Source organism: Brevundimonas goettingensis, assembly GCF_017487405.1.
GTDB lineage: Bacteria > Pseudomonadota > Alphaproteobacteria > Caulobacterales > Caulobacteraceae > Brevundimonas > Brevundimonas goettingensis.
On record NZ_CP062222.1, the window covers coordinates 1,773,413 to 1,798,458 of the forward strand.

Below are 25,046 nucleotides of genomic sequence, written 5' to 3' on the forward strand. Positions count from 1 at the left end.
CCGGATGCAAGCGGATTTCGCTATCGAAACAGTCGCGCGTGACACTTCGTGAGGCGCGGCGACTTGACGCAGCCCAAGCGGGAGCGTTGGGTCCGCCGCCCTGCCTGCGATGGCGCAGACCGCCGCGCCAGATGCGACGCCCTATACGACGATGGCGCCGATCCCGGTGGTGGTGGACAAGCCCTGGCCCGGCGTCGTGAAGCTGGACGTCGACGCCACCGACCTGAACCGCCGCATCTACAGCGTCCACGAGACCATTCCGGTCGAGGGCGCGGGTCCGCTGACCCTCTTCTTCCCCGCCTGGCTGCCCGGCGACCACGGCCCCGACGGCCCGATCACCCAACTGGCCGGCCTGATCATCACGGCGAACGGCCAGCGCATAGAATGGACGCGCGACCCGGTCGAAAGCTTCGCCTTCCACGTCGTCGTGCCCGAGGGCGTGACCGAGATCAGCGCCGACTTCCAGCACCTGTCGCCGACGGCCGGAGCGCAGGGGCGCGTGACCATGACGGCCGAGATGCTCAACGCCCAGTGGGAGAAGATGCTGCTCTATCCGGCGGGCCGCTGGCACCACAACATCACGACCCAGACCAGCGTGAAGCTGCCGACGGGCTGGAGCTTCGGCACGGCGCTGGAAACGGCCTCCACCGCCAAGATCGAGGGGGGCGACGTCACCACCTTCAAGCCGGTGACCCTCGACGTCCTGATCGACAGCCCGCTGATGGCGGGCAGCCATTATCGCCAGATCGATCTGGATCCGGGCGGCCGCTCCCCGGTCAAGCTGGATATCTTCGCCGACGCCGCCTCGAACATCGCTCCGACCGACGCCCAGATCGCCATCCTGCGCGCGCTGGTGACCCAGGCCGATCGCCTGTACGGCGCGCGCCACTTCGACCACTACAACTTCCTGATGGCCATGACCGATCGGCTGGGCGGCATCGGGCTGGAGCACCACCGCTCGTCCGAGGACAGCGTCGATCCGGAGTTCTTCACCGACTGGGACAACCAGTTCGGCGACCGCGACCTGCTGGCCCACGAATACACCCACTCCTGGAACGGCAAGTGGCGGCGTCCGGCGGGGCAGTACGTCCCCAACTACAATACCCCGCTGCAGAACGAACTGCTCTGGGTCTACGAGGGCCAGACCCAGTTCTGGGGCAAGGTGCTGGCCGCCCGCTCGGGCCTGATGACCAGGGATCAGGCGCTGGACGCCCTCGCCATCGACGCCGCGACCTATGACAACCGCGTGGGCCGCTCGTGGCGGGCGATGCAGGACACGGTCAACGACCCGATCATCTCCATGCGCCGGCCCAAGGGCTGGCTGAGCGAGCAGCGCGACGAGGACTATTACGTCGAGGGTCAGCTGATCTGGCTCGACGCCGACACCCTGATCCGGGAGAAGACCAATGGCCGCAAGGGTCTGGACGACTTCGCCAAGGCCTTCTTCGGCACGCACGACGGCGAGTACAACGAGGCGCCCTATACCTTCGACGACGTGGTCGCGGCGCTGAACGGCGTGGTCGAGAACGACTGGGCCACCTTCCTGCGCACCCGTCTGGACGGCCACGGCCCCGGCGCTCCGCTGGATGGTCTGGCGCGCGGCGGCTACCGCCTCGTCTACACCGACACCAAGAGCCCTTGGCAGAAGACGCTGGAAGGGGGGCTGAAGCGCAACAATTTCATGTACTCCATCGGTCTGCAGACCAACGGCGAGAACGGCATTTCGGCGGTCCAGTGGGACGGCCCGGCCTTTAAGGCGGGACTGGCCATCGGCATGTCGATCGTCGCGGTCAACGGCGAGGCCGCCTCGGCCTCAAACCTGACCGAGGCCATCAAGGCGGCCAAGGACACGACCACGCCGATCGAGCTGATCGTCAAGGACGGCGACCACTACCGCACCGTCAGCCTCGATTACCACGGCGGCCTGCGCTACCCGCACCTGGAGCGGATCCCCGGCACGCCCGACCGGCTCAGCGAGCTCTACGCCGCCCGGACCCGGTAACTAGCCGCAGTCCACCGACTTGATGATCCCCGTCTGCTGGTCGAACCGGATATTCAGCCGGTCCGGCCGGTAGTCGCGGGTCGTGGCGCAGGTGGTGCAGACGATCCGGACATTGGCGCCGGGCGCGAAGTCCACGGCCCCGACGTGGGAGCCGATCAACGACTGCGCGGCCGAGGCGTCGCAGCGCTGTGGCGGCGTGGGGCCAGGGGCCTCAGGCGGCGTCGCCATATAGCCGGTCAGGGCTGCGCTTGCGACAAGGGCGGCGAGCGCCCTCATCCGCACTTCACTTCCGTGATCCGGTTGCTGGCGGTGTCATAGACGATGTTCACCCGGTTCGGGTTGAAGTCCATGGTCATGGCGCAGGTGGTGCAGACTTCCCGGCGTATCTCGCCGGGCGCGGCCGCGGGCAGTTCCGACCGGCTCTTGCCGATATAGCTGCGATAGGCATCGGCCTTGCACTGGCCGAGCTCGTTCGCCGGCGGGGCCGGGGTCGCTCCGCCGCCCTCGACGGGAGCACAGGCGGCCAGGGCGGAAAAGGCGATCAGGGTCGAGAGAAGCGCAGAGGTTTTCACGGGCGTCGTCTCCTGTTCGGTCAGCCGCAGCGGACCTGTTCGACCGTTTCGGTCTGGGCGTTGAAGAAGATGTTCAGGCGGTAGGGGGAATAGTCCTCGGTGATCGCGCAGCTGGTGCAGACCACGCGGCGGTTGATCACGTCCACCGGGACCGGGATTTCCGTCTTGTTGCGGCCCACCAGCCATTGAAGGTCATTGGCCTTGCACAGGTCCTGACCGGTCTGAGGCATGCGGGTGCCGACGGGCTGGGACACCTGGGCCTCGGCGACCACCGCGGGCGCGGGCTTCGCCGCCGGAGCCGGGGTCGAACAGGCAGCCAGAAGCGCGAGCCCGGCGACGATCAGGCCGCCTTTTGCCAGCCCTCGTCCGTCTGCTTCCAGTAGGCCAGGTTGGCGCCCTGCCCCTTCAGATCCTTCCAGCGCTGCCGTGCGCCGGTCAGCGCCGTGTCGTCGCGTCCGTCGAAGATGATGAAGCATCGCTGGTAACTCTCCGTGGCGCCCAGTTCTGAGCCGTCGACGATGAACAGCGCCTGAGCGCCGTTCGGGTTCTCCATCGATTGCGTCAGCAGGATCGGCTGGCGCCCGGCATTGGCCTCGTCGGCGCGGCCGTGGGCGAGGAAGCTGTCCTCGCGAAACGTCCATAGCCGCTCGTCGATGTCCTCGAGCCGACGCTCCTCGGCGACCCGGACGAGCGCCCGCCAGCCGCGCTGAAGCGTCCGGCCCAGAAGCTCCGGCAGCACCTGATCGAGCGTCGACCGCTCGAGGTGGTAGAACCAGATTTCCGGGCCGGTCGCGTCGGTCACTTGGCCTCGTAGCTGTCCGCGACCATCCGATCGAGGGTGCGGACACCGAAGCCGACGGCGCCCTCGGGGACGGTCGGGCTCGGCGACTTGTTGACCCAGGCGGTCGGGGCGATGTCGAGGTGGGCCCACGGCACGCCGTTGGTGAAGCGCTGCAGGAACAGGGCGGCAGTGATCGAGCCGCCGGCGCGGCCGTTGCCGGTGTTCTTCACGTCGGCGATCTTGGAATCGATGTGCTGCTCGTACTGCGGCGGCAGCGGCATGCGCCAGAAATTCTCACCCACCTTCTCGGCGGCGGCCAGGATCGGTCCCGCGACCTCTTCGCTGTTGGCGTAGAGCGGGGCGATGTCCAGGCCCACGGCGACGATGGCGGCGCCCGTCAGGGTGGCCAGGTCGATCATGAATTTCGGCTTGAAGCGCTCCTGGGTGTACCAGAGGGCGTCGGCGAGGACGAGGCGGCCCTCGGCGTCGGTGTTGATCACCTCGACCGTCTGGCCGGACATGGAAACGACCACGTCGCCCGGGCGCTGGGCGTTGCCGTCAGGCATGTTCTCGACGAGGCCGAGCACGCCCACGGCGTTGACCTTGGCCTTGCGGCCCGCCAGCGCGTGCATGAGGCCGGCCACGGCGGCAGCGCCGCCCATGTCCCACTTCATGTCTTCCATGCCGTCGGCCGGCTTGATCGAGATACCGCCGGTGTCGAAGCAAACGCCCTTGCCGACGAAGGCCAGGGGCTGGGCGCCCGGCTCTCCGCCATTCCACTGGATGACGGCCAGCTGGCTTTCGCGACGGCTGCCCTGGCCGACGCCCAGCAGGGTCCACATACCCAGCTTCTCCATCTCGGCCTCACCGAGGATCTCGACCTTCAGGCCGAGGCGCTCCAGATCCTTGACCCGTTTGGCGAACTCGGCCGGGTAGAGGACATTGGCGGGCTCGGAGACCAGATCGCGGGCGAAGACCACGGCGTCCGCGACGGCCGACATCGGCTCGAAGGCGGCTTCGGCGGCGCGCAGGTCCGAGGTGACGACTTGCACGGTCTTGATCGAGGCGATCTTCTCCGGCTTCAGCGTCGTGCGGTATTTGTTGAAGGTGTAGGCGGCCAGGCGCACGGCGAAGGCGGCGCGGGCCGACTGTTCCGGGGTCAGATGACCGAAGTCGAGGGTCAGGGTCTCGGCGCCCGACAGCTTGACGGCGTGCCAGGCCGCGCCGGCTGCGGTTTCGACGCCCTTGTCGTCCAGCGCGTCCTTGCCCGCTCCGACCAGCAGGACGGTCGCGGCCTCGACGCCCACGGGGGCGGCGACGGTCAGGGTGGAGTTGGCGGCGCCGGTGAAGCGGCTGGCGGTCATCGCCTTCGTCAGGGCGCCCGAGGCCGCCGTATCCAGAGCCGGCCCGGTTCCGGCCAGGGCGCGGCCCTCGCCGACCAGAACGGCAAGGACTTCCGACGCGCCGGCGTGGGCGACAAATTCGATCTTCATGAAGGCGACTCCAGCCGGGATTGAGCCCCGGTCGTTTGCTACAGTTCGGGAGGGAGGCCGCGCGGTTGTCCGCAGGGCGTCCGGATGTGTATTAGATGCTCTCCATCACGCGCGCCCGCAACCTGGGTGTTCGCCGGCCGCCGCATGACCCTGATTCAACGCTATCTTTTCAAACAGATCGCCCTGCCCGTCGTGGCGGCGTGCGGCGCCCTGGCGGGAATCGGCCTGCTGTCCCAGAGCCTGGATCAACTGCAGGTCATCGTCGAACGCGGGCAAAGCGTTCTGGTTATGATCAAACTGACCCTGCTGGCCCTGCCGCAGCTGTTTTCGGTCATCCTGCCCATCGGCCTGTTCGTCGGCGCCCTGATTTCCCTGACCCGGTTGCAGCGCGAGCAGGAGCTGACCGCAACCTTCGCCAGCGGCATGACGCGGTGGCAGGTGATCTCGCCGGCGGTGCGGATCGCGGTGCTCGTGGCCTTGCTGGCCCTGTTCACCAACCTGTTCGCCCAGCCCTGGGCCCAGCGCACCGCACGCCAGGAGGCTTTCGCCATCCGCACCGACCTGGCCGCCCTGCTGGTCGAGGAAGGCCGGTTCGTCCAGGGCCCCGGCGGCCTGACCGTCTATGTGCAGCAGATCGAACAGAACGGCCTGCTCAAGAACCTCTTCGTCTATCTGGACAACGGCAAGACGGTGCGGACCTGGGACGCCGGCGAGGCCAGGTTCGAACGGATCGACGGCGCCCCGACGCTGACGTTGGTGAACGGATCGGCGCAGGAATATTCCAAGGACGGCGTTTTGAACCAGTTGTCCTTCGACCGGCTGCCGTTCGACCTGACCCCCTATACCGAGAGCTCGGAGAAGATCCGCTACAAGCCCGCGGACCTGTGGATGTCCCAACTGATCAATCCGACGCCCGACCTGATCGGTCACAGCGGATCGCGCGGCGAGCTGCTCGCCGAGGCCAACAACCGGCTGTCGTCGCCCCTCTACGCCCTGACGGCGATGGCCATGGCGCTGGCGGCCATCATGGGCGGCCAGTTCAGCCGCTCGGGCTACAGTCTGCGCATCGCCAAGGCGGCGGGCGTCTTCCTGCTGGTGCGGATCATGGGCTACGGCATCGTCGCCGCCAGCGCCTGGAACGGCTGGCTGAACGTCTTCCAGTACATCCTGCCTCTCGTCGCGGCCGCCCTGGCGTTAAGACTTCTGTACCGCGCGCTCAAACCGCGCCGGCGCCGCACCTGGCCGATGCTCGAGCGGATGAAGGCGCGGTTCGCATGAAACTCTCCCTTCGCGCCGGCGATACGAGCAAGCCGATCCGTCTGGGTCGGATCGAACGCTATGTGCTGGTCCAGCAGATGCGCGCCCTGGGCGTGGCCCTGGCCGTCATCAGCGCCCTGGTCATGCTGATCGACTTCGTCGAGATTTCGCGTGGTCTGGGCTCGGAGACCGACCTCTCGGCCCTGCGCATCGTCGGCCTGATGCTGATCAAGTCGCCGCAGGTGATCGTCCAGCTGCTGCCCTTCGTCTTCCTGTTCGGCACCCTGTCGGCCTTCGTCAGCCTGAACCGGCGTTCGGAGCTGATCGCCATGCGGGCGGCGGGGATTTCGGCCTGGCGTTTCGTCCTGCCCGCGGCCGGAATGGCGCTGGTGCTCGGGGTCCTGACCGTCACCTGCATCGGCCCGCTGGCGGCGGCGGGCGACAACCTGTTCCAGCGGGAGCGCGCCCGGATCTCCGGCTCCGTCCTCGGCGCCGAGGAGGACAAACAGGCGATCTGGCTGCGCGAGGGCGAGGATACGCGCCAGATGGTCATCCGCGCCGGCCGTCAGGACCGCGCCAACGCCCGCCTGCTGGACGTCACCTTCTTCATCTACACGACCGATCCCCAGGGCCGTCGCGCCTTCAGCGAGCGGATCGACGCTCCCGCCGCCAGTCTCAGCGCGGGCCGCTGGCGGCTGATCAACGCCGTCGGCGCCCAGACCGGCCAGAGGGCGGTGCGCTACGCCACCCTGGACCTGCCTTCCAGCCTGGCTGACGACGAGGCTTTCGAACGCTTCGCCCGGCCGCAGGCGACCTCATTCTGGTCGCTGCCCGCCCAGATCAGCCGGATCGAGGACGCCGGCTTCTCCTCGACCGCCTACCGGCTGCGGCTGCAACAGCTTCTGGCGACGCCGCTGATGTTCGCGGCCATGTCGATACTGGCCGCCGCCTTCTCCCTGCGCCTGATGCGGCTGGGCGATCTGGCCAAGATGACCGTCGGCGCCGTGGTGCTGGGCTTCGCCTTCTTCTTCCTCAACCAGGCGTCCTCGGCGTTCGGTTCGGCCGAGGTGGTTCCGCCCTTTGTGGCGGCCTGGCTGCCTGCCATGCTGACGGCGCTCGCCGCCTTTACCTTGCTGTTCTATACCGAAGACGGCTAAGCGACCGCTCGGCGGGGGCCAAGCGTTACGGATCGAATTCGCATGCAGACTGAACGCGGCGCCTCAAAAGGCACTGGCCAGGGCAATGCCCTGCGGGCCCGGCTTCTGGCCGGCGCCGCCGCGATCGCCTGCGCGCCATGGCTGGCCGGCCAGGCCGCCGCCCAGACGGCTCCTGCTCAAGCGACGCCCGCCGCGGCTGCCGCCGATTCGAACGCGCCGGGCCCCGACGGCCTGCCGCCCAAGGCGGTCTACATCCAGGCCGAGCACGCCACCCGGACCGGCGATGTGATTACCGCCAGCAGCACGGTCGAGCGCGTCTTCGCCCGCTTCCAGGGCCACACCCTGCGGGCCGGCGAGGTCACCTACGACACGGCCCGGGGCGTCGGCGGCGCCGATCGGCAAGTCGAGCTGACCAGCCCCGCCGGCGACGTCGTCTACGCCAGCCATCTCGAACTCGATTCCGACCTGAGGGCCGGTGTCGTCGTCGATCTCGCGACCCGGCTGTCCAACGGCTCCAGCCTGATGGCCGCCACGGCCGTGCGCCGTTCGGAGAACGTCAGCGAGCTGAACTACGCCCTGTTCACCCCCTGCGCGATCTGCGACGCCGAGGGCAACGCCAAGACGCCAAGCATCGCCGTCAAGGCCGAGAAGGTGGTCCAGGACGAGGAACTGCGGGCCATCCTGTTCCGTAACGCCACCTTCGTGGTCGGCGGGGTGCCGCTGTTCTGGCTGCCGGTCTTCGCCGTGCCGGACCCGACGGTCGAACGCGCCTCGGGCCTGCTGGTCCCGATCATCAACTATGACGAGGGCCGGGGCCTCTCGGTCGAGATGCCCTATTTGCATGTCGTCTCCCCGTCGGAAGACTGGATCGTCAGCCCGCAGATCAACACCAAGGTCGCGCCCTTCGTGAACCTGCAATGGCGCCGACGGTTCGCGGGCGGCACCATCGTGGCGCGCGGCGGCTATACCTATGAGCGGAATTTCGGCGACTTCGATCTCGACGGCGATGGCTCGACCGAGAGCAATGTCGAGTTCGGCGATCGCACCAGCCGCAGCTACATCCTGGCCTATGGCGCGTTCGATCCCGCCGGTCCCTGGCGCTGGGGCTTCACGGCGGAACGGACCTCGGACAAGAACCTGTTCGACCGCTATGACGTCCGCGACCCCTACCAGGACAACGGGCTCTACTACGGCGACCAGCGCCGGCTGATCAGCCAGGTCTATGCCGAGCGCCAGACCGAACGATCCTATCTGTCGATCGCCGCCTTCTCGATCCAGAGCCTGCGCCTCGACCAGGCCTATGCCGACACTGACTTCCGCGACCCCGATGGCTACAAGGCCTTCGAGAACGACAAGACCCTGCCGCTGGTGGCGCCGCTCATCGACGGACGCTGGGAGCCGGCCGACCCGATCCTTGGCGGACGTCTGCGCCTGAAGCTGTCGGCGGTGTCCTTGTCGCGCAATGCCTATGTCGGTGCGCCGGTGCTGCGGCCCGAGGTCATTCCCGCGGGCTCGACCGACGGCTTCGGCGGTGTCGACAGCCGCCGTATCACCCTGCAGGGCGAATGGCGCCGGGCCTTCACCACCGCCTCGGGCGTCCGGATCGAGCCCTTCATCGACGGTCGCTTCGACGCCTATTCGGTCTCGGACCTTCCGCCCATGCCGGGCAGCGACTCGGAGAACATTATCACCCGCGGCCGGGCCACGGCGGGCGTCGACGTCAGCTATCCGATGATCAAGCGGCTGAGCGCCACGTCGGACCTGATCATCGAGCCGATGGCCCAGCTGTCGATCTCCAACAAGGCCAACCTCGATCCGCGCATCCCGATCGAGGACACCCAGACCTTCGAGCTGGACGAAAGCTCCCTGTTCCGCACCGACCGCCTGCCGGGGTACGACTTCTACGAAGGCGGTTCGCGGTTCACGGCGGGGGCGCGGGCCACCCTGCGCTGGGACGACATCCGCAAGGCCAGCCTCTTCATCGGCCGCAGCATGCGGTCGTACGAGGAAGACGCCTTCCTGACCACCATTCCGGACGATACGAGCAAGCTCTACGACCCGTCGGGGCTGGCCTCTCAAACCTCGGACTGGGTGGTTCAGGCCAGCGTCTCGCCGACCGACCGGTTCCGGGCCTGGGGGCACGCCACCATCGACGGCTCGGGCGATATCCGCCGGGCCGAGGCCGCCGTCGACGGAACCTGGGGCCGCCGCAACGTCGCCACCGTCAGCTATATCGTCGACCGGTCGAATCCCCTCAGCGGGGACAACAACCGGAACTATGAGTTCATCCAGCTTCAGGGCCAGCAGTTCGTCTATGGCAACTGGGGCGTGGCGGTCACAGGCATCGCCGATCTGGAGCGCGACCTGATCACCCGTTCCGAGGTCGGCCTGCTGTTCGACGATGATTGCTTCCGGTTCGAACTGGGTTTCCGCCAGGACAATACCCGCGTACGGCCTTCGGGCCCGTCCGAGGGGGTTTATGTGCGCCTAAACCTCGCCACTTTTGGCGGTACAGGCTACGGACGAAACAGCAACCGATGAACACATCGCTTGCAGGGGCGCGACCTCCCCGCACAATGGGGTCGAGACGGCGCTTCTCTAGGATTCAGGACTGACTATGCCTTTGATGCGTAACACGACGGGCGTCGCGATCGCCGCGCTTCTCGCGGGCTCGGCTATTGCGCCGGCCTGGGCCCAGACGGCCCCGGCGCCCGCGCCCGCCCAGACACCTGCGCAGGCGCCCGCCTCTCCCTCCGCCGGAGCGCTGAACCCGGCCGCTGAACAGGCGCCCGCCCGCCCGGCCGCCGCGCCGCCCCAGTTCCAGATCTCCGAAGGCGTCATCGCCACGGTGAACGACCAGGTCATCACCAGCTTCGACCTGCGTCAGCGCATGCTGACGATCATCGCCATGAGCCAGGTGCAGCCGACCGAGGAGAACATCCCGGCCATCCAGCAGCAGGCTCTGAACGCCCTGATTGAAGAACGGCTCCAGAACCAGGAAATCGCCAAGTACAAGGATCTGGTGATCAGCGACGAGGAGGTCGACGAGGAAATCGCCTCCATGGCGCAGGAGGCCGGCACCACGCCCGCCAACTACATGAACTTCCTGGCCCAGGGCGGCATCCGCCCGCAGAACATGCGTGAGCAGCTGCGCACCGAACTGGGCTGGCGCGCCCTGGTCGGCGGCCGCTTCAACAGCCGGGCCAAGGTCTCCCACGCCGCGGTCGAACAGGCCATGCGCCAGATGACCGAGGCGGCGTCCAAGCCCCAGTATCTGATCGGCGAAATCTACATCGAGGCCGCCCGCGTGGGCGGTCAGCAGGCCGCCATCAACGGCGCCGACCAATTGGTCCAGCAGATGGTCCAGGGCGCGCCCTTCCAGGCCGTGGCCCGCCAGTTCTCGGCCGCCCCGTCGGCGCAACGCGGCGGCGACGCCGGCTGGGTCGTCCAGGGCACCGTCCAACCCGCACTGCAGACCGCCCTGGACCAGCTCCAGGTCGGCCAGCTGTCGCGCCCGATCCCGGTCGAGGGCGGGGTCTACATCGTCTACATGCGCGACAAGCGCTCGGGCGCCGCCACCAGCCTGGTGACGATGAAGCAGATCATGGTCGAGGTGCCGGAAACGGCGACCGAGGCCGAGGTCGCCGCCGCCACGGCCCGGCTGAACGCCCTCAAGCCGCAACTGACCTGCGACAACATCCTGGCCCGCGCCACCTCGGAACAGGGCCTGCTGGGCTCGGACCTGGGTGAATCCGACATCGCCAACCTGGCGCCGCAGTTCCAGCAGGTCGCCCGCGCCGCGGAAGTCGGCACGATCAGCTCGCCTGTCCGCACCCCGCTGGGCGTCCACCTGCTGGCCGTCTGCGGACGTCGCGTCGGCGGCCCTGACGCCCCGACCTTCCAACAGGTCGAAGGCCGTCTGCAGAACCAGAACCTGGCCATGCTGGCGCGCCGCTACATTCGCGACCTGCGCGCCGACGCCCTGATCGAGCTGAAGTAACCCGATGACCGCGCCCCGGCCGCTGGTCCTGTCGATGGGCGAGCCGGCGGGCGTCGGCCCCGAGATCATCGCTGAAGCCTGGCGCGCGCTCTCGTCCGAGGGCGCGCCTTTCGCGGTCATCGGCGATCCCGAACTGCTGAAGGCGCAAGGCGTGCCGATCGTCGAGATCGGACAGGTCGCCGACGCCGCCGACCGCTTCGCCCGCGCCCTGCCGGTGCTCAGCCATCCCGTGTCTGCGCCTGTGACCGTCGGCAAGCCCGATCCGGCCAATGCCGGGGTCGTCGCCGACTGGATCGAGCGCGGCGTCGATCTGTGCCTGTCCGGAGAGGCCTCGGGGCTGGTCACCGCCCCCATCGCCAAGGCGCCCCTCTATGCCGCCGGCTTCCGCTTTCCGGGCCACACCGAGTTCATCGCCGAACTGACCGCGGACGCGCCCTTCGCCGGGACCCGCGGGCCGGTGATGATGCTGACGGCGAAAGACCTGCGCGCCTGTCTGGTGACCATCCACGTCGCGCTGGACCAGGTGCCCCAGCTGGTGACCGGCGAGCGGGTCATCCGCACCGCCCGGGTCGTGCATGAGGCGATGAGGCGTGACTTCGGTATCGCCCGTCCGCGTCTGGCCCTGGCCGCCCTCAACCCTCACGCCGGTGAAGGCGGGGCTCTGGGGCTGCAGGAGATCGAGGTCCTCGCGCCCGCTGTCGAGGCCCTGCGCGCCGAGGGGATCGCGATCACCGAACCCCGCCCCGCCGATACGATGTTCCACGACGAGGCCCGCGCGACCTATGACGCCGCGATCTGCCTCTATCACGATCAGGCCCTGATCCCGGTGAAGACGCTGGACTTCTGGGGCGGGGTCAACGCCACCCTGGGCCTACCCATCGTCCGCACCTCGCCCGACCATGGAACGGGCTTCGACATCGCCGGCAAGGGCGTCGCCCGCCCAGAGAGCCTGATAGCCGCCGTCAGACTGGCGACCGAGATGGCCGCGGCGCGCGCTGGCGGCTAGCTTTCCGCAGGTTGTCGGTGTTCAAGGGCGCATGACCGCCGACCTGCCGCCCCTGCGCGAATCCCTCGAAGCCCACGGCCTGCTGGCCAAGAAGAGCTTCGGCCAGCATTTCCTGCTGGACCTGAACGTCACGCGAAAGATCGTGCGTCTGGCCGGTCCGTTCGAGGGCCGCGCCGTGATTGAGGTCGGTCCCGGGCCCGGCGGCCTGACCCGCGCCATTCTCGAGAGCGACGCCGGTCGGGTGACCCTGGTCGAGAAGGACCGGCGCTTCGTCCCCCTGCTGGAGGAGCTGGACGCCGGCGACGGCCGCCTGACCATCGTCCAGGCCGACGCCCTGAAGGTCGATGAGGCGAAGCTGGCGGAGGGGCCGACTCATCTGGTGTCGAACCTGCCCTACAACGTCGGCACGGCCCTGCTGATCAAATGGCTGACCGGGCCCTGGACGCCCTGCGCCCTGACCCTGATGTTCCAGAAGGAGGTCGCCGAGCGGATCGTGGCCGATACCGACGACGACGCCTACGGGCGCCTCGCGGTCATTTCGCAGGCGGTCGCCGAGGCGCGGATCGTCATGCACCTGCCTGCCGCCGCCTTCACACCGCCGCCCAAGGTGGCCTCGGCCGTGGTGCATCTGATTCCACGCGCCGACCGGCCCGACCGGGCGACGCTGAAGCGGCTGGAGACCGTCACCGCCGCCGCCTTCGGCCAGCGCCGAAAGATGCTGCGCTCCAGCCTGAAACAGCTCGGCGGCGGCGCCCTGTGCGAGGCCGCCGGCATCGATCCCGACGCCCGCGCCGAGACCATCGACGTGGCGGGCTTCCTGCGGCTGGCGGCGGCGTTGGATCGGTGAGGAGTGAAAAGTGAGCGCAGTCGTGAGCCTCAAAAACAGATCCCACTCACCCCTTGCTCACCCCCCGCTCACTCTTCACTAACGGCGCCATGACCGAGATCGAACCCTTCCGCGCCATCACCATCAGCCGCATCGCCCATGCCCTGAAGGCCGAGGGGCGCGATGTGATCCATATGGAGTTCGGCCAGCCGTCGACCGGCGCGCCCGCCGCCGCCATCGCCGAGGCGCACCGGGTGCTGGATGCCGACGGCATGGGCTATTGGGAGAGCGCCCCGCTGAAGGCGCGCATCGCCCGGCTCTATCAGGATCGCTACGGCGTCGAGGTCGATCCGGACCGGCTGCTGCTGACCTGCGGCGCCTCGCCCGCGCTCGTGCTGGCCCTGTCGTCGCGCTTCCGGCCCGGCGACCGCATCGCCATGGCCCGGCCCGGCTATGTCGCCTATCGCAATACGGTCAAGGCGCTGAACCTGACCCCGGTCGAGATCGCCTGCGGTCCCGCCGAACACTATCAGCTGACCGCCGCCGCGCTTGAGGCGCTGGAGCCGGCGCCCGCCGGGGTGATCATCGCCAGCCCGGCCAACCCGACCGGCTCGATCATCGCGCCCGAGGAACTGGCCGCCATCGCCGCCGTCTGTAAGCGGCGCGGCATCGCCATCGTCTCGGACGAGATTTATCACGGCCTCAGCTACGACCGCCCGACGCCCTCGATCCTGGAGTTCGAGCCCGAGGCTTTCGTCATCAACAGCTTCTCCAAATACTGGAGCATGGCCGGGTGGCGGCTGGGCTGGCTGCTGGTCCCGCCCGACCATATCGCGGCGGCCAAGGCCTATATCGGCAATCTGTTCCTGACGCCGCCGTCGCTGAGCCAGCACGCGGGTCTGGTGGCCATGGACTGCGTCGAGGAGCTGGAAGGCCATATCGAGGTCTACCGGCGCAACCGGGAGCTGGTGCTGGCGGCCCTGCCCTCGCTGGGCCTGAAGACCATCGCCCCGCCCGACGGCGCCTTCTACGTCTGGGCCGACATCGGCCATCTGACCGACGACAGCGTGGCCTTCTGCGAGCAGCTGCTGCGCGACACGGGGGTGGCGACCGCGCCCGGCGTGGATTTCGATCCGGTAGACGGCCACCGCTTCATGCGCTTCAGCTTCGCGGTGTCCACTCCCCTGATCGAACAGGCGCTGGAGCGGCTGAGGCCCTGGTTCGCGGCGCGCGCGGCTTTCCTGAAAGCCTGAAACGAAAAGCCCGCCGTCCCTGAGGAACGGCGGGCGCTATGCTGCTACTCAGTGACCGCCGCGATGATCGCCGCGGCCGTCGTGATCGCGGCCGTGGTCGCCGCGCGGGCCATGACCGCCGCGGTCGTGGCCGCGATGGTGATGGTCGCCGTAGTCGTCATAGGCGCAAGCGGCCGAGCCGAGGGCCATCACGCCGAGAAGAGCGACGACAGCCAGTCTGGCGGGTTTGAAGTTCGTCATATCCGAAGTCTCCCAACACCCCCGTGTCGGGATCAGTAATGCACGCCTGCGCACCCTCGCCAACCGGCGTTCACCTTAAATTTCAGACATCTTCCTGCAGCAGGTCGTCGCGATAGGCCTCGACCCAGACGTTGCGGAACCGGCGGCTGCGCTCGGCGTGATAGATGTGGGCGAGCTCCGAATAGGAGCGGTCGAAGTCGTCGTTGACGAACACATAGTCGAACATATCGCTGTGTTCGATCTCGCCCTTGGCATTGTTGATGCGGCGTTCGATGACCTCGTCGGCGTCCTGCGAACGGGTCACCAGACGGCGACGCAGCTCCTGGAGGCTGGGCGGCAGAATGAAGACGCGGACGGCGTCCTCGGGGCATTTCTCTGCGATCTGGGCGGCGCCCTGCCAGTCGATGTCGAACAGGACGTCGCGGCCTTCTTCCAGCGCCTTATCGATGGGCGCGCGCGGCGAACCATAGCGGCTGCCATGGACGTCAGCCCACTCCAGGAAGGCGTCCTGATCGATCAGTTCCTGGAACTCTTCCGGGCTGACGAAGTGGTAGTCGCGGTCAGCGACCTCGCCCGGACGAATGCCGCGCGTGGTCATGGAGATCGACAGTTCCAGATTGCCGTGGTCGGCCATCAGACGGCGGCACAGGGAGGTCTTGCCGGCGCCCGAGGGGCTGGCCACGATCAGGAGGACGCCCCGGCGCGGCGTGCGGTCATTCGACATTTTGGACTTGTTCTCGGAGTTGCTCAATCACCGCCTTCAGATCGAGTCCGATGGCGGTGAGCGGCGTCGTAGCCGATTTCGAGCACAGTGTGTTCGCTTCGCGCATGAATTCCTGCATCAGGAAGTCGAGTTTTCGTCCGGCGGGCGGTTGCCGCAACAGGGTGCGGGCCGAGGCCACGTGAGCGGTCAGCCGGTCCAGCTCCTCGCGCACGTCCGCTTTGGTGGCCAGGGCCGCAGCTTCCAGCACGATGCGGTCGTCGAGGCCGGGGACCTCGGGCGCCAGTTCGGCCATGCGGCGGGCGAAGCGGTCGCGGATGTGATCGGTCTGGGCCTGGGCCTCGCCCTCGGCGCGGACAACCAGGGCCGCGATGGCGTCGATGAATTGGCTGATGACAGGCGTCAGCTGGGCGCCTTCGCGTTCGCGCGACAGCTTCAGGGCATCAAGGGCCTCAGCGACGGCGACGGCCATGGCGGCCTCGATCGGCGCGCGGGCTTCGGGATCGGCATCCTCTTCCGGCGTATCCAGCACGCCGCGCAGGGCCAGCAGGCCGTCGGCCGAGGGCGGGGTCGCCCCTTCCATCGTCAGCTGGTTGGCCAGCTCCAGATAGCGGTTCAGCACCGCCTCATTGACCGCGAGCGCAGCCGCGGACCCTTGCGCCTGTTTCGCCTGGACGCCGACCGTGACCTGACCCCGGTTCAGCCGCTCCTGCGCCGCCGCCTTGGTCAGGCGTTCGAGGTTGTCGAAACCGTTGGGGCCGCGAAAGCGGACCTCCAGATTGCGTCCGTTGACCGAGCGGGCCTCGACGCTCCAGCTCCAGCCGTCGAGCGCCCCGTCGGCGCGTCCGAAGCCGGTCATTCCCGATATCTGGCCGGATAGGGTGGTCACCGGGGATCCGCCGTGGCCGGACGCAGGGGGCGCGACGGGGTCAGGGTTCCGGGCGGCTGCATGGTGATGACGGCCTCTCCGGTCAGGGGCTGGTCCGTGGGCGCCGTTCCGGGCGCGAGGGCGCCGGGCGCGGCGGGCGGGGTCGCGCCGGGCGGCAGGCCGGCCTTGCGGCGCTCGATCTCGCGCCAGCGCGCGACATTGACCAGATGCTGCTCATAGGTCGCGGCGAACACGTGCCCACCGGTCCCGTCGGCGACGAAGAACAGATCGTTCGAGCGCGGCGGGTTGAGCACGGCGGCGATGGCGTCCTTGCCCGGGTTGGCTATGGGCGTCGGCGGCAGGCCGTCAATCAGATAGGTGTTGTAACCCGTGTCGGCCTGAAGCTCGGACTGGCGGATGCCGCGCCCCAGCGGACGGCCGTGGGTGATGCCATAGACGATGGTCGGGTCGCTCTCGAGCCGCACGCCCATGCGCAGCCGGTTGGAGAAGACGGCCGCCACGCGGGGGCGCTCGGCCGCCAGACCGGTCTCCTTCTCGACGACGGAGGCCAGGATGACCGCCTCCTCGGGCGTGCGCACCACCGTCGCCGGGCTGCGCGTGGCCCACAGCCGCGCCAGGTTGTCGGTCATCGCGCGCTGCATGCGGGCGATCACCGAGGCGCGGGTCTCGCCGCGCGAGACCTCATAGGTGTCGGGCCAGAGGGAGCCTTCCGCGGGCGGGGTCTCGACCGTGCCGGTCAGGACGTCTTCCTTGTTCAGGATGTCCACGGCCTGCAGCGACGACCAGCCCTCGGGGATGGTGACGTAGTGGCGCACGACGCGGCCGTCGGTCAGCAGCCTGAGCACCGATCGCAGCGAAGCCTTCGTCGGCACCTGATACTCGCCGGCCCGCAGCTTGCGGTCGGCGCCGGTCAGGGTGGCGGCGGCCTTGAACATGTCGGTCGAGCGGATGACGCCCGCGCTCTTCAGCTGGGCCGCGATGGCCGAGACTCCCGATCCGCTGGGCAGGGAGACGACGGTCGCCTCTCCCGTCCGCGCGGACGGCCCGGGCGCGTAATAGACGCTCCAGGCCCAGACCAGGCCCGCGATCAGAAACAGGCTGAACGTCGCCGACGCCGCCAGCAGGGCCGCGACCGTGCCCGAACGTTTGCCGCGCAGGGCTGGCTTCGGTCCCTTCACCGGCCCCTTGATGGGTCCCCCCGAACCCTTGAGCACTAGGCCACCTTCTTGAAGATGACCGAGGCGTTGGTGCCGCCGAAGCCGAAGCTGTTGGACATGGTCACATCGATCTTCATGGGTTTGCCCTTGTGTGGCACGAGATCGATGGCGGTTTCGTGTTCCGGATCATCGAGGTTAATGGTCGGCGGCGCGATCTGATCGCGCATGGCCAGCAGGCAGAAGATCGCCTCGATGGCCCCGGCGGCGCCCAGCAGGTGACCGGTCATCGACTTGGTCGAGGACACGGCCAGATCCTTGGCATGGTCGCCGACGACCTTCTCGACCGCGCGCAGCTCGATCCAGTCGGCCATGGTCGAGGTGCCGTGGGCGTTGATGTAGTCGATTTCGGAGACGTCGATCCCGGCGCGCTTGATCGCGGCCTTCATGGCCCGCACGGCGCCGTCGCCGTCCTCGGACGGGGCGGTGATGTGATAGGCGTCGCCCGACATGCCGTATCCGATGACTTCGCCATAGATCTTGGCGCCGCGCGCCTTGGCGTGCTCGTACTCTTCCAGCACCACGACACCGGCGCCCTCGCCCATGATGAAGCCGGCGTGGCCGCGGTCATACGGACGCGAGGCGGCCTCGGGCGTGTCGTTATAGGCGGTGCACAGGGCCTTGCAGGCCAGGAAGCCGGCGATGCCGATCGGGACGATGGAGCTCTCGGCCCCGCCCGCCAGCATGACATCGGCATCGCCCAGCATGACCATCCGGGCCGCGTCGCCGATGGCGTGGGCGCCTGTGGCGCAGGCGGTGACCGGAGCGTGGTTGGGACCCTTCAGCCCGTGGCGGATCGAGACCTGGCCCGAGACCAGGTTGATCAGGGCCGAGGGGATGAAGAAGGGGCTGACCCGGCGCACGCCCTGTTCCTTCAGAACGATGGCGGTGTCGGCGATGGGCCCCAGGCCGCCGATGCCGGAGCCGATCATGACCCCGGTGGCTTCCTTGTCCTCGTCCGTCTCAGGGTGCCAGTTCGCGTCGTTCAGCGCCTCGTCTGCGGCGGCGATGCCGAACAGGATGAAGTCGTCGACGCGCTTGCGGTCCTTGGCGGACATGACCTTGTCGGGATCGAAGCTGCCGGGCGCGTCAGGCGAGCCGCCGCCGCGACCGTCGACGGAGGGCACTTCACCGGCGATGGTGCAGCCATAGCCCTCAGTGTCGAAGGCGGTGATCGGACCGATGCCCGAGCGTCCCTCGACGATGCCCTTCCAGGTATGTTCGACGCCCCAGCCCAGGGGGGTGACCAGTCCAAGGCCGGTGACGACAACGCGGCGCATGCCCTGCGCTCCATGACTGTTGAGACTCAAGCCGTAAATCATAGTGAGCGCGGGGCCTTACCGCTAGGGCGAGCGCTGATCAGCGCTTTTCGGAAGCCGGAAACGAAAACGGCCGCCCGCGCTCCGTCGGGAGCATCGGGCGGCCGTATCTGTCGTCCATGCCCCTTTCGGGGTCAGGACGCCGGGCTTAGCCGGCGGTCTTTTCCGAGATGAACTTCACGGCGTCGCCGACGGTCTGGATGTGCTCGGCGGCGTCATCCGGGATCTCGATGTCGAATTCTTCTTCGAAGGCCATGACCAGCTCGACGTTGTCGAGCGAGTCGGCGCCCAGGTCGTCGATGAAGCTGGCCTTTTCGGTGACCTTGTCCGGATCGGCGTCCAGGTGGTCGATGACGATCTTGCGGACGCGTTCCAGGGTGTCGGACATGGGTGTCTCTGCCTTATGGGGCCGCAAGATGCGGCTGTTGTCTCAAATCCTGCCGTCTCATGACGGCGACGCTTGTGCAAGACCCTAACGGGTCAGGCGGCAAGCGGTTGCGAGGCCCTTTAGCACAGCCATATCGGCTGGAAAGAGGGGTTTACAGGGATTGATCGCTCAGATCATCGCCATCCCGCCGTTCACATGCAGGGTCTGGCCCGTGACATAGGCGGCTTCGTCGGAGGCCAGATAGACGGCGGCGGCGGCGATTTCGTCGCCCAGACCCAGCCGGCCCATCGGGATGTTCTTCATGATGGCGTCCTTCTGGGCATCGTTGAGGACGTCGGTCATCGGCGAGGCGATGAAGCCCGGCGCGATGCAGTTGACGGTGATGCCGCGCGAGCCGACTTCCTGGGCCAGCGACTTGGAGAAGCCGATCATCCCGGCCTTGGAGGCCGCATAGTTGGTCTGGCCCGGATTGCCCGTAACACCCACGACCGAGGTCACGCCGATGATGCGTCCGGCGCGGCGCTTCATCATCCCCTTCATCGCGGCGCGCGACAGGCGGAAATAGCTCTCCAGATTGATGGTCAGGACGGACTGGAAGTCCTCGTCCTTCATCCGCATCAGCAGGCCGTCCTTGGTGATGCCGGCGTTGGCGACCAGGATGTCCAGCGGCGAACCCGCGGCTTCCTCGGCGGCGGCGACCAGGTTGTCGACCGACTCGGGGTCCGACAGGTTGGCGGTGGCGAAGTGGGCGCGCTCGCCGAGTTCCTTCGCCAGATCGGCCAGCACGGCTTCGCGCGTGCCCGACAGGACGACGGTGGCGCCCTGGGCATGCAAGGCGCGGGCGACGGCCCCGCCGATACCGCCCGTAGCGCCGGTGACGAGGGCGGTCTTGCCGGTGAGATTGAACATTATTCGGCTCCTTGCAGCGACTTCGCGAACGCTTCCAGCTCTTCAGGGGTGTTCAGGGCGACGGCGTCGGCGTCCGGCGCGATGCGCTTGGCCATGCCGGTCAGGACCTTGCCCGAGCCGATCTCGGCGAAGCGGGTGACGCCGCCCTCACCCGCCATCCACATCATGCTCTCGCGCCAGCGGACGCGACCCGTGACCTGTTCTACCAGGAGACGGCGGATCATTTCCGGATCGGTGACCGGACCGGCGGTGACGTTGGCGACGACCGGCACGGCCGGGGCGACGATGGTCGCGGTGGCGAGAGCCGTGGCCATCTCGTCGGCGGCGGGCTGCATCAGGGGGCAGTGGAAGGGCGCCGAGACGTTCAGCGGGATGGCCCGCGCGCCCAGCTCCTTGGCCTTCTCGATGGCGCGATCGACCGCGGCCTTGTCGCCCGAGATGACGATATTGCCCGCATTGTTGTCGTTGGCGACGACGCAGACGCCGACTTCCGAACCCGCCTTGGCGGCTTCCTCAGCGAGGGCCAGATCCGTCTTCGGGCCGATCAGGGAAGCCATGGCGCCCTGCCCCACCGGCACGGCGCGCTGCATGGCCTGGCCGCGCAGTTTGAGCAGGCGGGCCGTGTCGGCCAGCGAGATCGCCCCGACGCCGCACAGGGCGGAGTATTCGCCCAGCGAGTGACCGGCGACGAAGCCGGCGGTCGTCACGTCCACTCCGAACTCGGCCTTCAACGCCCGCACCGCCGCCACCGACACGGCCATCAGGGCCGGCTGGGCGTTCTCGGTCAGGGTCAGCTGGTCCTCTGGCCCCTCGCGCATCAGCTGCGACAGGTTCTGGCCCAGGGCCTCGTCGATCTCGGCAAAGACCTCGCGCGCGCTGGCGAAGGCGTCGGCCAGGGCCGCGCCCATGCCGACCGACTGGCTGCCTTGTCCGGGGAACAGGAGGGCGAGGGTCATTGAACCGTCCGTGGGCCGTTGAATCAGGACCGGAGGCGTAAGCCGATCATTCCGTCAGGGCAAGCGGAACGCCCGATATCGCCTCGGTTGCACAAGGACCTGATTGAAGCCGCAGGTCCGACACAATCCCCCTCCAGCGTCACCATACCGAAACGGCGTTCGGGGGGAACGGGCCTTGGTTTTCAATCTCGTAGAGACGCGCCTGCACCGTTCCGGCGGCCGAGGTCTGGCCCTCGGCGCCTGGGCTTTGGGGCTCGCTGCGGTGCTGGGTGCGGATCCGGCCTTCGCCCTCGACGACGATGAAAGCCAGACAGCCTCCGCTGCGGTCGAGGTCGCTGCGGACGACAGGGTCACCCCCTATCAGGCCGACTTCTTTTCCGAGTTCCGCCCGGTCACGGCCCTGGACATGATCTATCGCATCCCGGGTTTCCAGTTCGACGGCGGGACCTCGGCCCGGGGCATGGCGGGCACCCAGGGCAATGTGCTGATCGACGGCGACCGGCCGCCGACCCGAAGCGACACCCTCTATTCCATTCTGGCCCGCATCCCGGCTTCGCAGGTGTTGAGGATCGAACTGGTCCGCGGCGGCGCGGGCGGCATCGACATGCAGGGCAAGGCGGTGGTCGCCAACGTCATCCGCAAACCCGACGCGGGCGTCAGCGGCGCCGTCTCGGTCGGGGCCAATCTGGTCTCCACCGGCGACATCCAGCCCAACCTCTATCTGCAGATCCAGCAACAGCGCGGCGGCCGCTCGCTGGAGGGCTCGCTGCAGCTCTATCACGGGCCGGGCGCCCAGAACGGCTATCGCATCCGCACCGCCCCGGACGGAACGGTCCTGCTGCGCGCCCTGTCGACCGGCGACTATATGTTCGATCAGGCCGAGGCGACCGGCGTCTATGAAGGCCCTCTGGCCGGCGGCCGTCTGCGCGCCAACGGCCTGTTCAGCTACAACGGCTCCGACTACGCCTTCACCGACCTTCTGGTCATTCCGTTCGGCCGCGAGGACTCCGTCAGCCAGGAAGAGACCTTCAAGGGCGAGATGGCCCTGCGCTGGACCCGCAGCCTGCCGCGCGGCGCCACCCTTGAGCTGGTCGGCTCGCAGCAGTTGATCCATTCAACCTCTGACGGCCTCTACGACACCCCCGATTTCACCTCCCAGAGCCTCTCCGACGAGGACAGGGGCGAAAGCATCCTCAACGGCTCGGTCCAGTTTGCGTCCCTGAACACGCCGCTGGGCGCCTGGAGCTTCGAGACCGGCTCCGAAGCGGCGCTCAACTGGGTCGAGAGCGACACCGCCTACCGGTTCAACGGCGATCCCCTGTTGCTGCCTGGCGACGACACCCGGGTGGAGGAACTGAGGTCCGAGAGCTTCATCACCGGCGTCTGGGCGGCCCGGCCGAACCTCAGCCTGGAGACCACCCTGCGCTATGAGGCGTCGCGAATCACCGCCACCGGCAGCGCCGGCGAAGGCGAGACCACCCTGAGCTTCCTCAAGCCCCGGCTGAACCTCGGCTGGACGCCGAAGCCGGGCCATCAGTGGAACTTCAAGGCCGAGCGCAACGCCGAACAGCTGTCCTTCGGCTCCTTCCAGGCCTCGGCCTCGTTCAGCACCGGCGTGTTCGGGCGCGGCAACCCCGATATCCGCCCGGCCCAGACCTGGCTCGCCCAGGCCCGTTACGAACGCGTCTACGACAAACAGGGCGCCTTCACCGCCGAGCTGACGCACGAGTGGATCGACGACGTCCTGGGGTCGGTGATCGTCACCGAAATCCCGCCGGGAGAGACCGACCCGGTCACCTTCACCATCACGCGCAACGTCGCCGACGCGACGCGCGACACCCTGAAACTGACCAACCGCCTGCCGCTGGACCGGTTCGGCTGGACCGGCGGGATGTTCAACACCTCGGCGACCTGGCGACGATCGCAGACCCGCGATCCGATTACCTTGGAGGAGCGCCGTCTCAGCAGCGAACAGCCGTTCCTGTGGAGCCTGAGCCTGAGCCGCAACCTGACCGCCCAGCGGATCAGCTGGACCGTCGGCGCCTCCAGCGGCGGCGAGGGCCGGTCCTATGGCGCGCGCACCCTCTCGAGCTGGCGGTCCGATCCCTTTGTCTACGGCAGCTTTAGCTACCGCCCCGACGACACGCTCAGCCTCAGCGCAGACCTGAACGTCAGCCAGCCCAGCGAGAGCCGGTTCCGCCTGTTCGAGGGCGTGCGCGGCGCCAGCCCTGCCGCCTATGACGAGGTCAATTTCAGCCAGGGCCAGATCCAGGCCTCGGTGAGCCTGCGCCGCAGCTTCTGACCGCCCCTCCCGGCGCGGCCAGACAGTCCTTGCCGGATCGCCGGTTTTCCCCTATACGCGCCCGCTTTCCAGGGCTTCGGTCCTGATGCGGAACGCCAAAGGGTTCGGGAAGTCATCCCGGCCGCCGCTTCAGGAGCCATCGCAGGCGCGACTTACCCGGTCCGTCGGCGCCGACGCCCCACAAGGGAGACTGACGAATGGCTCTTTACGAGCACACGGTCATGACGCGCCAGGATATCAGCGCGCAACAGGCCGAAGCCCTCAACGACACGATCAAGGACCTCATCGTCGCCGGCGGCGGCACCGTGGCCAAGATCGAATACTGGGGCCTGCGCAACCTGACCTACCGGGTCAAGAAGAACCGCAAGGCGCACTATTCCCTGCTCGCCATCGACACGCCTCCGGCCGCCATGGCCGAAGTCGAGCGTCAGCTGGGCATCAACGAAGACGTGCTGCGCTGGCTGACCGTCCGCGTCGAGGAACTCGACCTGGAACTGTCGCCGCTGCTGGCCCGCCGCGAGCGCGAACGTGAGCGCGACCGCGAGCGTCCGGCGCGTGAAGACGCCGTCGAAGCGTAAGGATCAGATCACATGACCGATACCACCGCTCCCCGTAACGTCCCGGGCACGCCCGCGGGCTCCGGCGCCGCCGGCCGCCGTCCTTTCTATCGTCGCCGCAAGGTTTGCCCGTTCTCGGGTGAAGGCGCGCCGAAGATCGACTACAAGGACGTCAAGCTCCTGCAGCGCTACATTTCCGAACGCGGCAAGATCGTGCCTTCGCGCATCACCGCCGTGTCCCAGATCAAGCAACGCGAATTGGCCAAAGCCATCAAGCGCGCTCGCTACCTGGCCCTCCTGCCCTACGTGGTGAAGTAAGATGAAAGTCGTTCTGCTGGAACGCGTCGATAACCTCGGCGCCATCGGCGACGTCGTCACTGTCAAGGACGGCTTCGCCCGCAACTTCCTCCTGCCCCGCGACAAGGCGCTGCGCGCCACGTCGAAGAACCTGGAGAAGTTCGAACTCGACCGCGTCGCCATCGAGGCCCGCAACGAGAAGAATAAGGACGCGGCCCAGAAGGTCGCCGACAAGATCGACGGTCAGTTCTACGTCATGATCCGCTCGGCCGGTGAAACCGGTCAGCTGTACGGATCGGTCGCCGGCCGCGACGTCGCCGAAGCCGTTCAGGCCGAAGGCGGCAAGGTCGAGCGCTCGCAAGTCGTGCTCAACACCGCGATCAAGTCGCTGGGCGTCCACGAAGTGCTGGTTCGCCTGCACCCCGAGGTCTCGGCCACCGTCAAGATCAACATCGCCCGCTCGGCCGAAGAAGCCGAACGTCAGGCGAAGGGTGAGGACGTGATCAAGTCGGCCTACGACGAAGACCGCGAAGCCGCCGCCGAACAAGCCCGCGACATGGTCGAGGGCGGCGCCGGCCAACAGGACGGCCTGGGCTTCGAAGCCTGATCGACCTGACGGTTGAAACGATCAAGGGCGCGTCCTCCGGGACGCGCCCTTTTTCTTTGCCCGATGCCCTCCGGCCGTCCCGGCGAGACCTATAACTTTGGTCCGAAAGGATAAATCGGACGACCAGCCACGGCCTGGCCGTCCACCGCCAGCCGCGCGTCATCGATATGTCAAATATGCAACGTCGTGAAAGGAAGCGGTTAAGGCGTGCTTGACCGCCCCGGCCGACGCAACCAGCCTGCTGCTCAAGAACGGCGTCTGGGGCATTTCGGCAATGATCTTGCCGCGCACTCCTCCGTA

The 25,046-nt window shown here is 67.9% G+C and carries 25 protein-coding genes; 12 read left to right on the forward strand and 13 right to left on the reverse strand.

The features are described 5' to 3' along the window. The first annotated feature begins 109 nt into the window (after positions 1 to 109). Complete coding sequence (locus IFJ75_RS08810) at positions 110 to 2,002, forward strand: M61 family metallopeptidase (RefSeq protein WP_207932200.1); 1,893 nt, start codon at positions 110 to 112, stop codon at positions 2,000 to 2,002. Here the strand turns inward: IFJ75_RS08810 and IFJ75_RS08815 are convergent, their stop codons facing one another. The 5 genes from IFJ75_RS08815 to IFJ75_RS08835 form a co-directional block, all read right to left on the reverse strand. Beyond that, positions 2,003 to 2,278 (reverse strand): hypothetical protein, encoded by a 276-nt coding sequence (locus tag IFJ75_RS08815; RefSeq protein ID WP_207932201.1) that lies wholly within the window; start codon positions 2,276 to 2,278, stop codon positions 2,003 to 2,005. Beyond that, positions 2,275 to 2,574 carry an I78 family peptidase inhibitor gene (locus tag IFJ75_RS08820; protein ID WP_207932202.1) on the reverse strand — a complete coding sequence of 100 codons (300 nt, stop codon included), beginning with the start codon at positions 2,572 to 2,574 and terminating at the stop codon, positions 2,275 to 2,277. The genes IFJ75_RS08815 and IFJ75_RS08820 overlap by 4 nt, the downstream gene beginning before the upstream one ends. A gap of 20 nt (positions 2,575 to 2,594) precedes the next feature. Next, complete coding sequence (locus IFJ75_RS08825; RefSeq protein WP_225897060.1) at positions 2,595 to 2,828, reverse strand: hypothetical protein; 234 nt, start codon at positions 2,826 to 2,828, stop codon at positions 2,595 to 2,597. A gap of 86 nt (positions 2,829 to 2,914) precedes the next feature. Continuing rightward, positions 2,915 to 3,376 carry a DNA polymerase III subunit chi gene (locus IFJ75_RS08830; RefSeq protein WP_207932203.1) on the reverse strand — a complete coding sequence of 154 codons (462 nt, stop codon included), beginning with the start codon at positions 3,374 to 3,376 and terminating at the stop codon, positions 2,915 to 2,917. After that, positions 3,373 to 4,848, reverse strand: coding sequence for a leucyl aminopeptidase (locus tag IFJ75_RS08835; RefSeq protein WP_207932204.1), 1,476 nt, complete (start codon positions 4,846 to 4,848; stop codon positions 3,373 to 3,375). Before IFJ75_RS08835 ends, IFJ75_RS08830 begins: the two co-directional genes overlap by 4 nt. Positions 4,849 to 4,992: 144 nt before the next feature. Between IFJ75_RS08835 and IFJ75_RS08840 the strand changes: the two genes are divergently transcribed. The 7 genes from IFJ75_RS08840 to IFJ75_RS08870 all read left to right on the forward strand — a co-directional run bounded on the left by IFJ75_RS08840 (position 4,993) and on the right by IFJ75_RS08870 (position 14,347). After that, positions 4,993 to 6,126 (forward strand): LptF/LptG family permease, encoded by a 1,134-nt coding sequence (locus IFJ75_RS08840; protein WP_207932205.1) that lies wholly within the window; start codon positions 4,993 to 4,995, stop codon positions 6,124 to 6,126. Further along, positions 6,123 to 7,262 carry an LPS export ABC transporter permease LptG gene (lptG, locus tag IFJ75_RS08845; RefSeq protein WP_207932206.1) on the forward strand — a complete coding sequence of 380 codons (1,140 nt, stop codon included), beginning with the start codon at positions 6,123 to 6,125 and terminating at the stop codon, positions 7,260 to 7,262. The genes IFJ75_RS08840 and lptG overlap by 4 nt, the downstream gene beginning before the upstream one ends. Positions 7,263 to 7,304: 42 nt before the next feature. Then, positions 7,305 to 9,803: an LPS-assembly protein LptD gene (locus IFJ75_RS08850; protein ID WP_207932207.1), complete on the forward strand. Its 2,499-nt coding sequence runs from the start codon at positions 7,305 to 7,307 to the stop codon at positions 9,801 to 9,803. Positions 9,804 to 9,888: 85 nt separating this feature from the next. Further along, positions 9,889 to 11,262 (forward strand): peptidylprolyl isomerase, encoded by a 1,374-nt coding sequence (locus IFJ75_RS08855; protein ID WP_225897061.1) that lies wholly within the window; start codon positions 9,889 to 9,891, stop codon positions 11,260 to 11,262. Between the two features lie 4 nt (positions 11,263 to 11,266). Continuing rightward, on the forward strand, positions 11,267 to 12,268 hold the full coding sequence (pdxA, locus tag IFJ75_RS08860; protein ID WP_207932209.1) for a 4-hydroxythreonine-4-phosphate dehydrogenase PdxA: 1,002 nt from the start codon (positions 11,267 to 11,269) through the stop codon (positions 12,266 to 12,268). 31 nt (positions 12,269 to 12,299) lie between these two features. After that, positions 12,300 to 13,115 carry a 16S rRNA (adenine(1518)-N(6)/adenine(1519)-N(6))-dimethyltransferase RsmA gene (gene rsmA / locus IFJ75_RS08865; protein ID WP_207932210.1) on the forward strand — a complete coding sequence of 272 codons (816 nt, stop codon included), beginning with the start codon at positions 12,300 to 12,302 and terminating at the stop codon, positions 13,113 to 13,115. A gap of 89 nt (positions 13,116 to 13,204) precedes the next feature. Then, positions 13,205 to 14,347, forward strand: coding sequence for a pyridoxal phosphate-dependent aminotransferase (locus tag IFJ75_RS08870; protein WP_207932211.1), 1,143 nt, complete (start codon positions 13,205 to 13,207; stop codon positions 14,345 to 14,347). 48 nt (positions 14,348 to 14,395) lie between these two features. Here the strand turns inward: IFJ75_RS08870 and IFJ75_RS08875 are convergent, their stop codons facing one another. The 8 genes from IFJ75_RS08875 to fabD form a co-directional block, all read right to left on the reverse strand. Beyond that, positions 14,396 to 14,587: a hypothetical protein gene (locus tag IFJ75_RS08875; RefSeq protein ID WP_207932212.1), complete on the reverse strand. Its 192-nt coding sequence runs from the start codon at positions 14,585 to 14,587 to the stop codon at positions 14,396 to 14,398. 82 nt (positions 14,588 to 14,669) lie between these two features. After that, positions 14,670 to 15,311, reverse strand: coding sequence for a guanylate kinase (gene gmk, locus IFJ75_RS08880; protein ID WP_207932213.1), 642 nt, complete (start codon positions 15,309 to 15,311; stop codon positions 14,670 to 14,672). Then, the gene (locus tag IFJ75_RS08885) at positions 15,301 to 16,167 is read right to left on the reverse strand and encodes a YicC/YloC family endoribonuclease (RefSeq protein ID WP_207932214.1); all 867 of its coding nucleotides are present in this window, start codon (positions 16,165 to 16,167) and stop codon (positions 15,301 to 15,303) included. Before IFJ75_RS08885 ends, gmk begins: the two co-directional genes overlap by 11 nt. A gap of 26 nt (positions 16,168 to 16,193) precedes the next feature. After that, positions 16,194 to 17,387, reverse strand: a complete 1,194-nt coding sequence (mltG, locus tag IFJ75_RS08890; protein WP_404822097.1) for an endolytic transglycosylase MltG — start codon at positions 17,385 to 17,387, stop codon at positions 16,194 to 16,196. Positions 17,388 to 17,410: 23 nt separating this feature from the next. Continuing rightward, positions 17,411 to 18,691 carry a beta-ketoacyl-ACP synthase II gene (fabF, locus tag IFJ75_RS08895; RefSeq protein WP_207932215.1) on the reverse strand — a complete coding sequence of 427 codons (1,281 nt, stop codon included), beginning with the start codon at positions 18,689 to 18,691 and terminating at the stop codon, positions 17,411 to 17,413. A gap of 187 nt (positions 18,692 to 18,878) precedes the next feature. Next, a complete protein-coding gene (locus IFJ75_RS08900) occupies positions 18,879 to 19,118 on the reverse strand; it encodes an acyl carrier protein (protein WP_131249014.1) in 240 nt (79 codons plus the stop codon). Positions 19,119 to 19,286: 168 nt separating this feature from the next. Further along, positions 19,287 to 20,027 carry a 3-oxoacyl-[acyl-carrier-protein] reductase gene (gene fabG / locus IFJ75_RS08905; RefSeq protein WP_207932216.1) on the reverse strand — a complete coding sequence of 247 codons (741 nt, stop codon included), beginning with the start codon at positions 20,025 to 20,027 and terminating at the stop codon, positions 19,287 to 19,289. After that, positions 20,027 to 20,983, reverse strand: a complete 957-nt coding sequence (fabD, locus tag IFJ75_RS08910) for an ACP S-malonyltransferase (protein WP_207932217.1) — start codon at positions 20,981 to 20,983, stop codon at positions 20,027 to 20,029. The genes fabG and fabD overlap by 1 nt, the downstream gene beginning before the upstream one ends. Positions 20,984 to 21,158: 175 nt before the next feature. Between fabD and IFJ75_RS08915 the strand changes: the two genes are divergently transcribed. From IFJ75_RS08915 to rplI, 4 genes are all read left to right on the forward strand, one after another. Beyond that, positions 21,159 to 23,285, forward strand: a complete 2,127-nt coding sequence (locus tag IFJ75_RS08915) for a TonB-dependent receptor plug domain-containing protein (RefSeq protein ID WP_207932218.1) — start codon at positions 21,159 to 21,161, stop codon at positions 23,283 to 23,285. Between the two features lie 197 nt (positions 23,286 to 23,482). Continuing rightward, entirely contained in the window at positions 23,483 to 23,863 is a 381-nt protein-coding gene (rpsF, locus tag IFJ75_RS08920) for a 30S ribosomal protein S6 (protein ID WP_207932219.1), read from the forward strand. 12 nt (positions 23,864 to 23,875) lie between these two features. After that, on the forward strand, positions 23,876 to 24,160 hold the full coding sequence (gene rpsR, locus IFJ75_RS08925; protein ID WP_207932220.1) for a 30S ribosomal protein S18: 285 nt from the start codon (positions 23,876 to 23,878) through the stop codon (positions 24,158 to 24,160). A gap of 1 nt (position 24,161) precedes the next feature. Beyond that, positions 24,162 to 24,746, forward strand: coding sequence for a 50S ribosomal protein L9 (rplI, locus tag IFJ75_RS08930; RefSeq protein WP_207932221.1), 585 nt, complete (start codon positions 24,162 to 24,164; stop codon positions 24,744 to 24,746). The last annotated feature ends 300 nt before the right edge of the window (positions 24,747 to 25,046 follow it).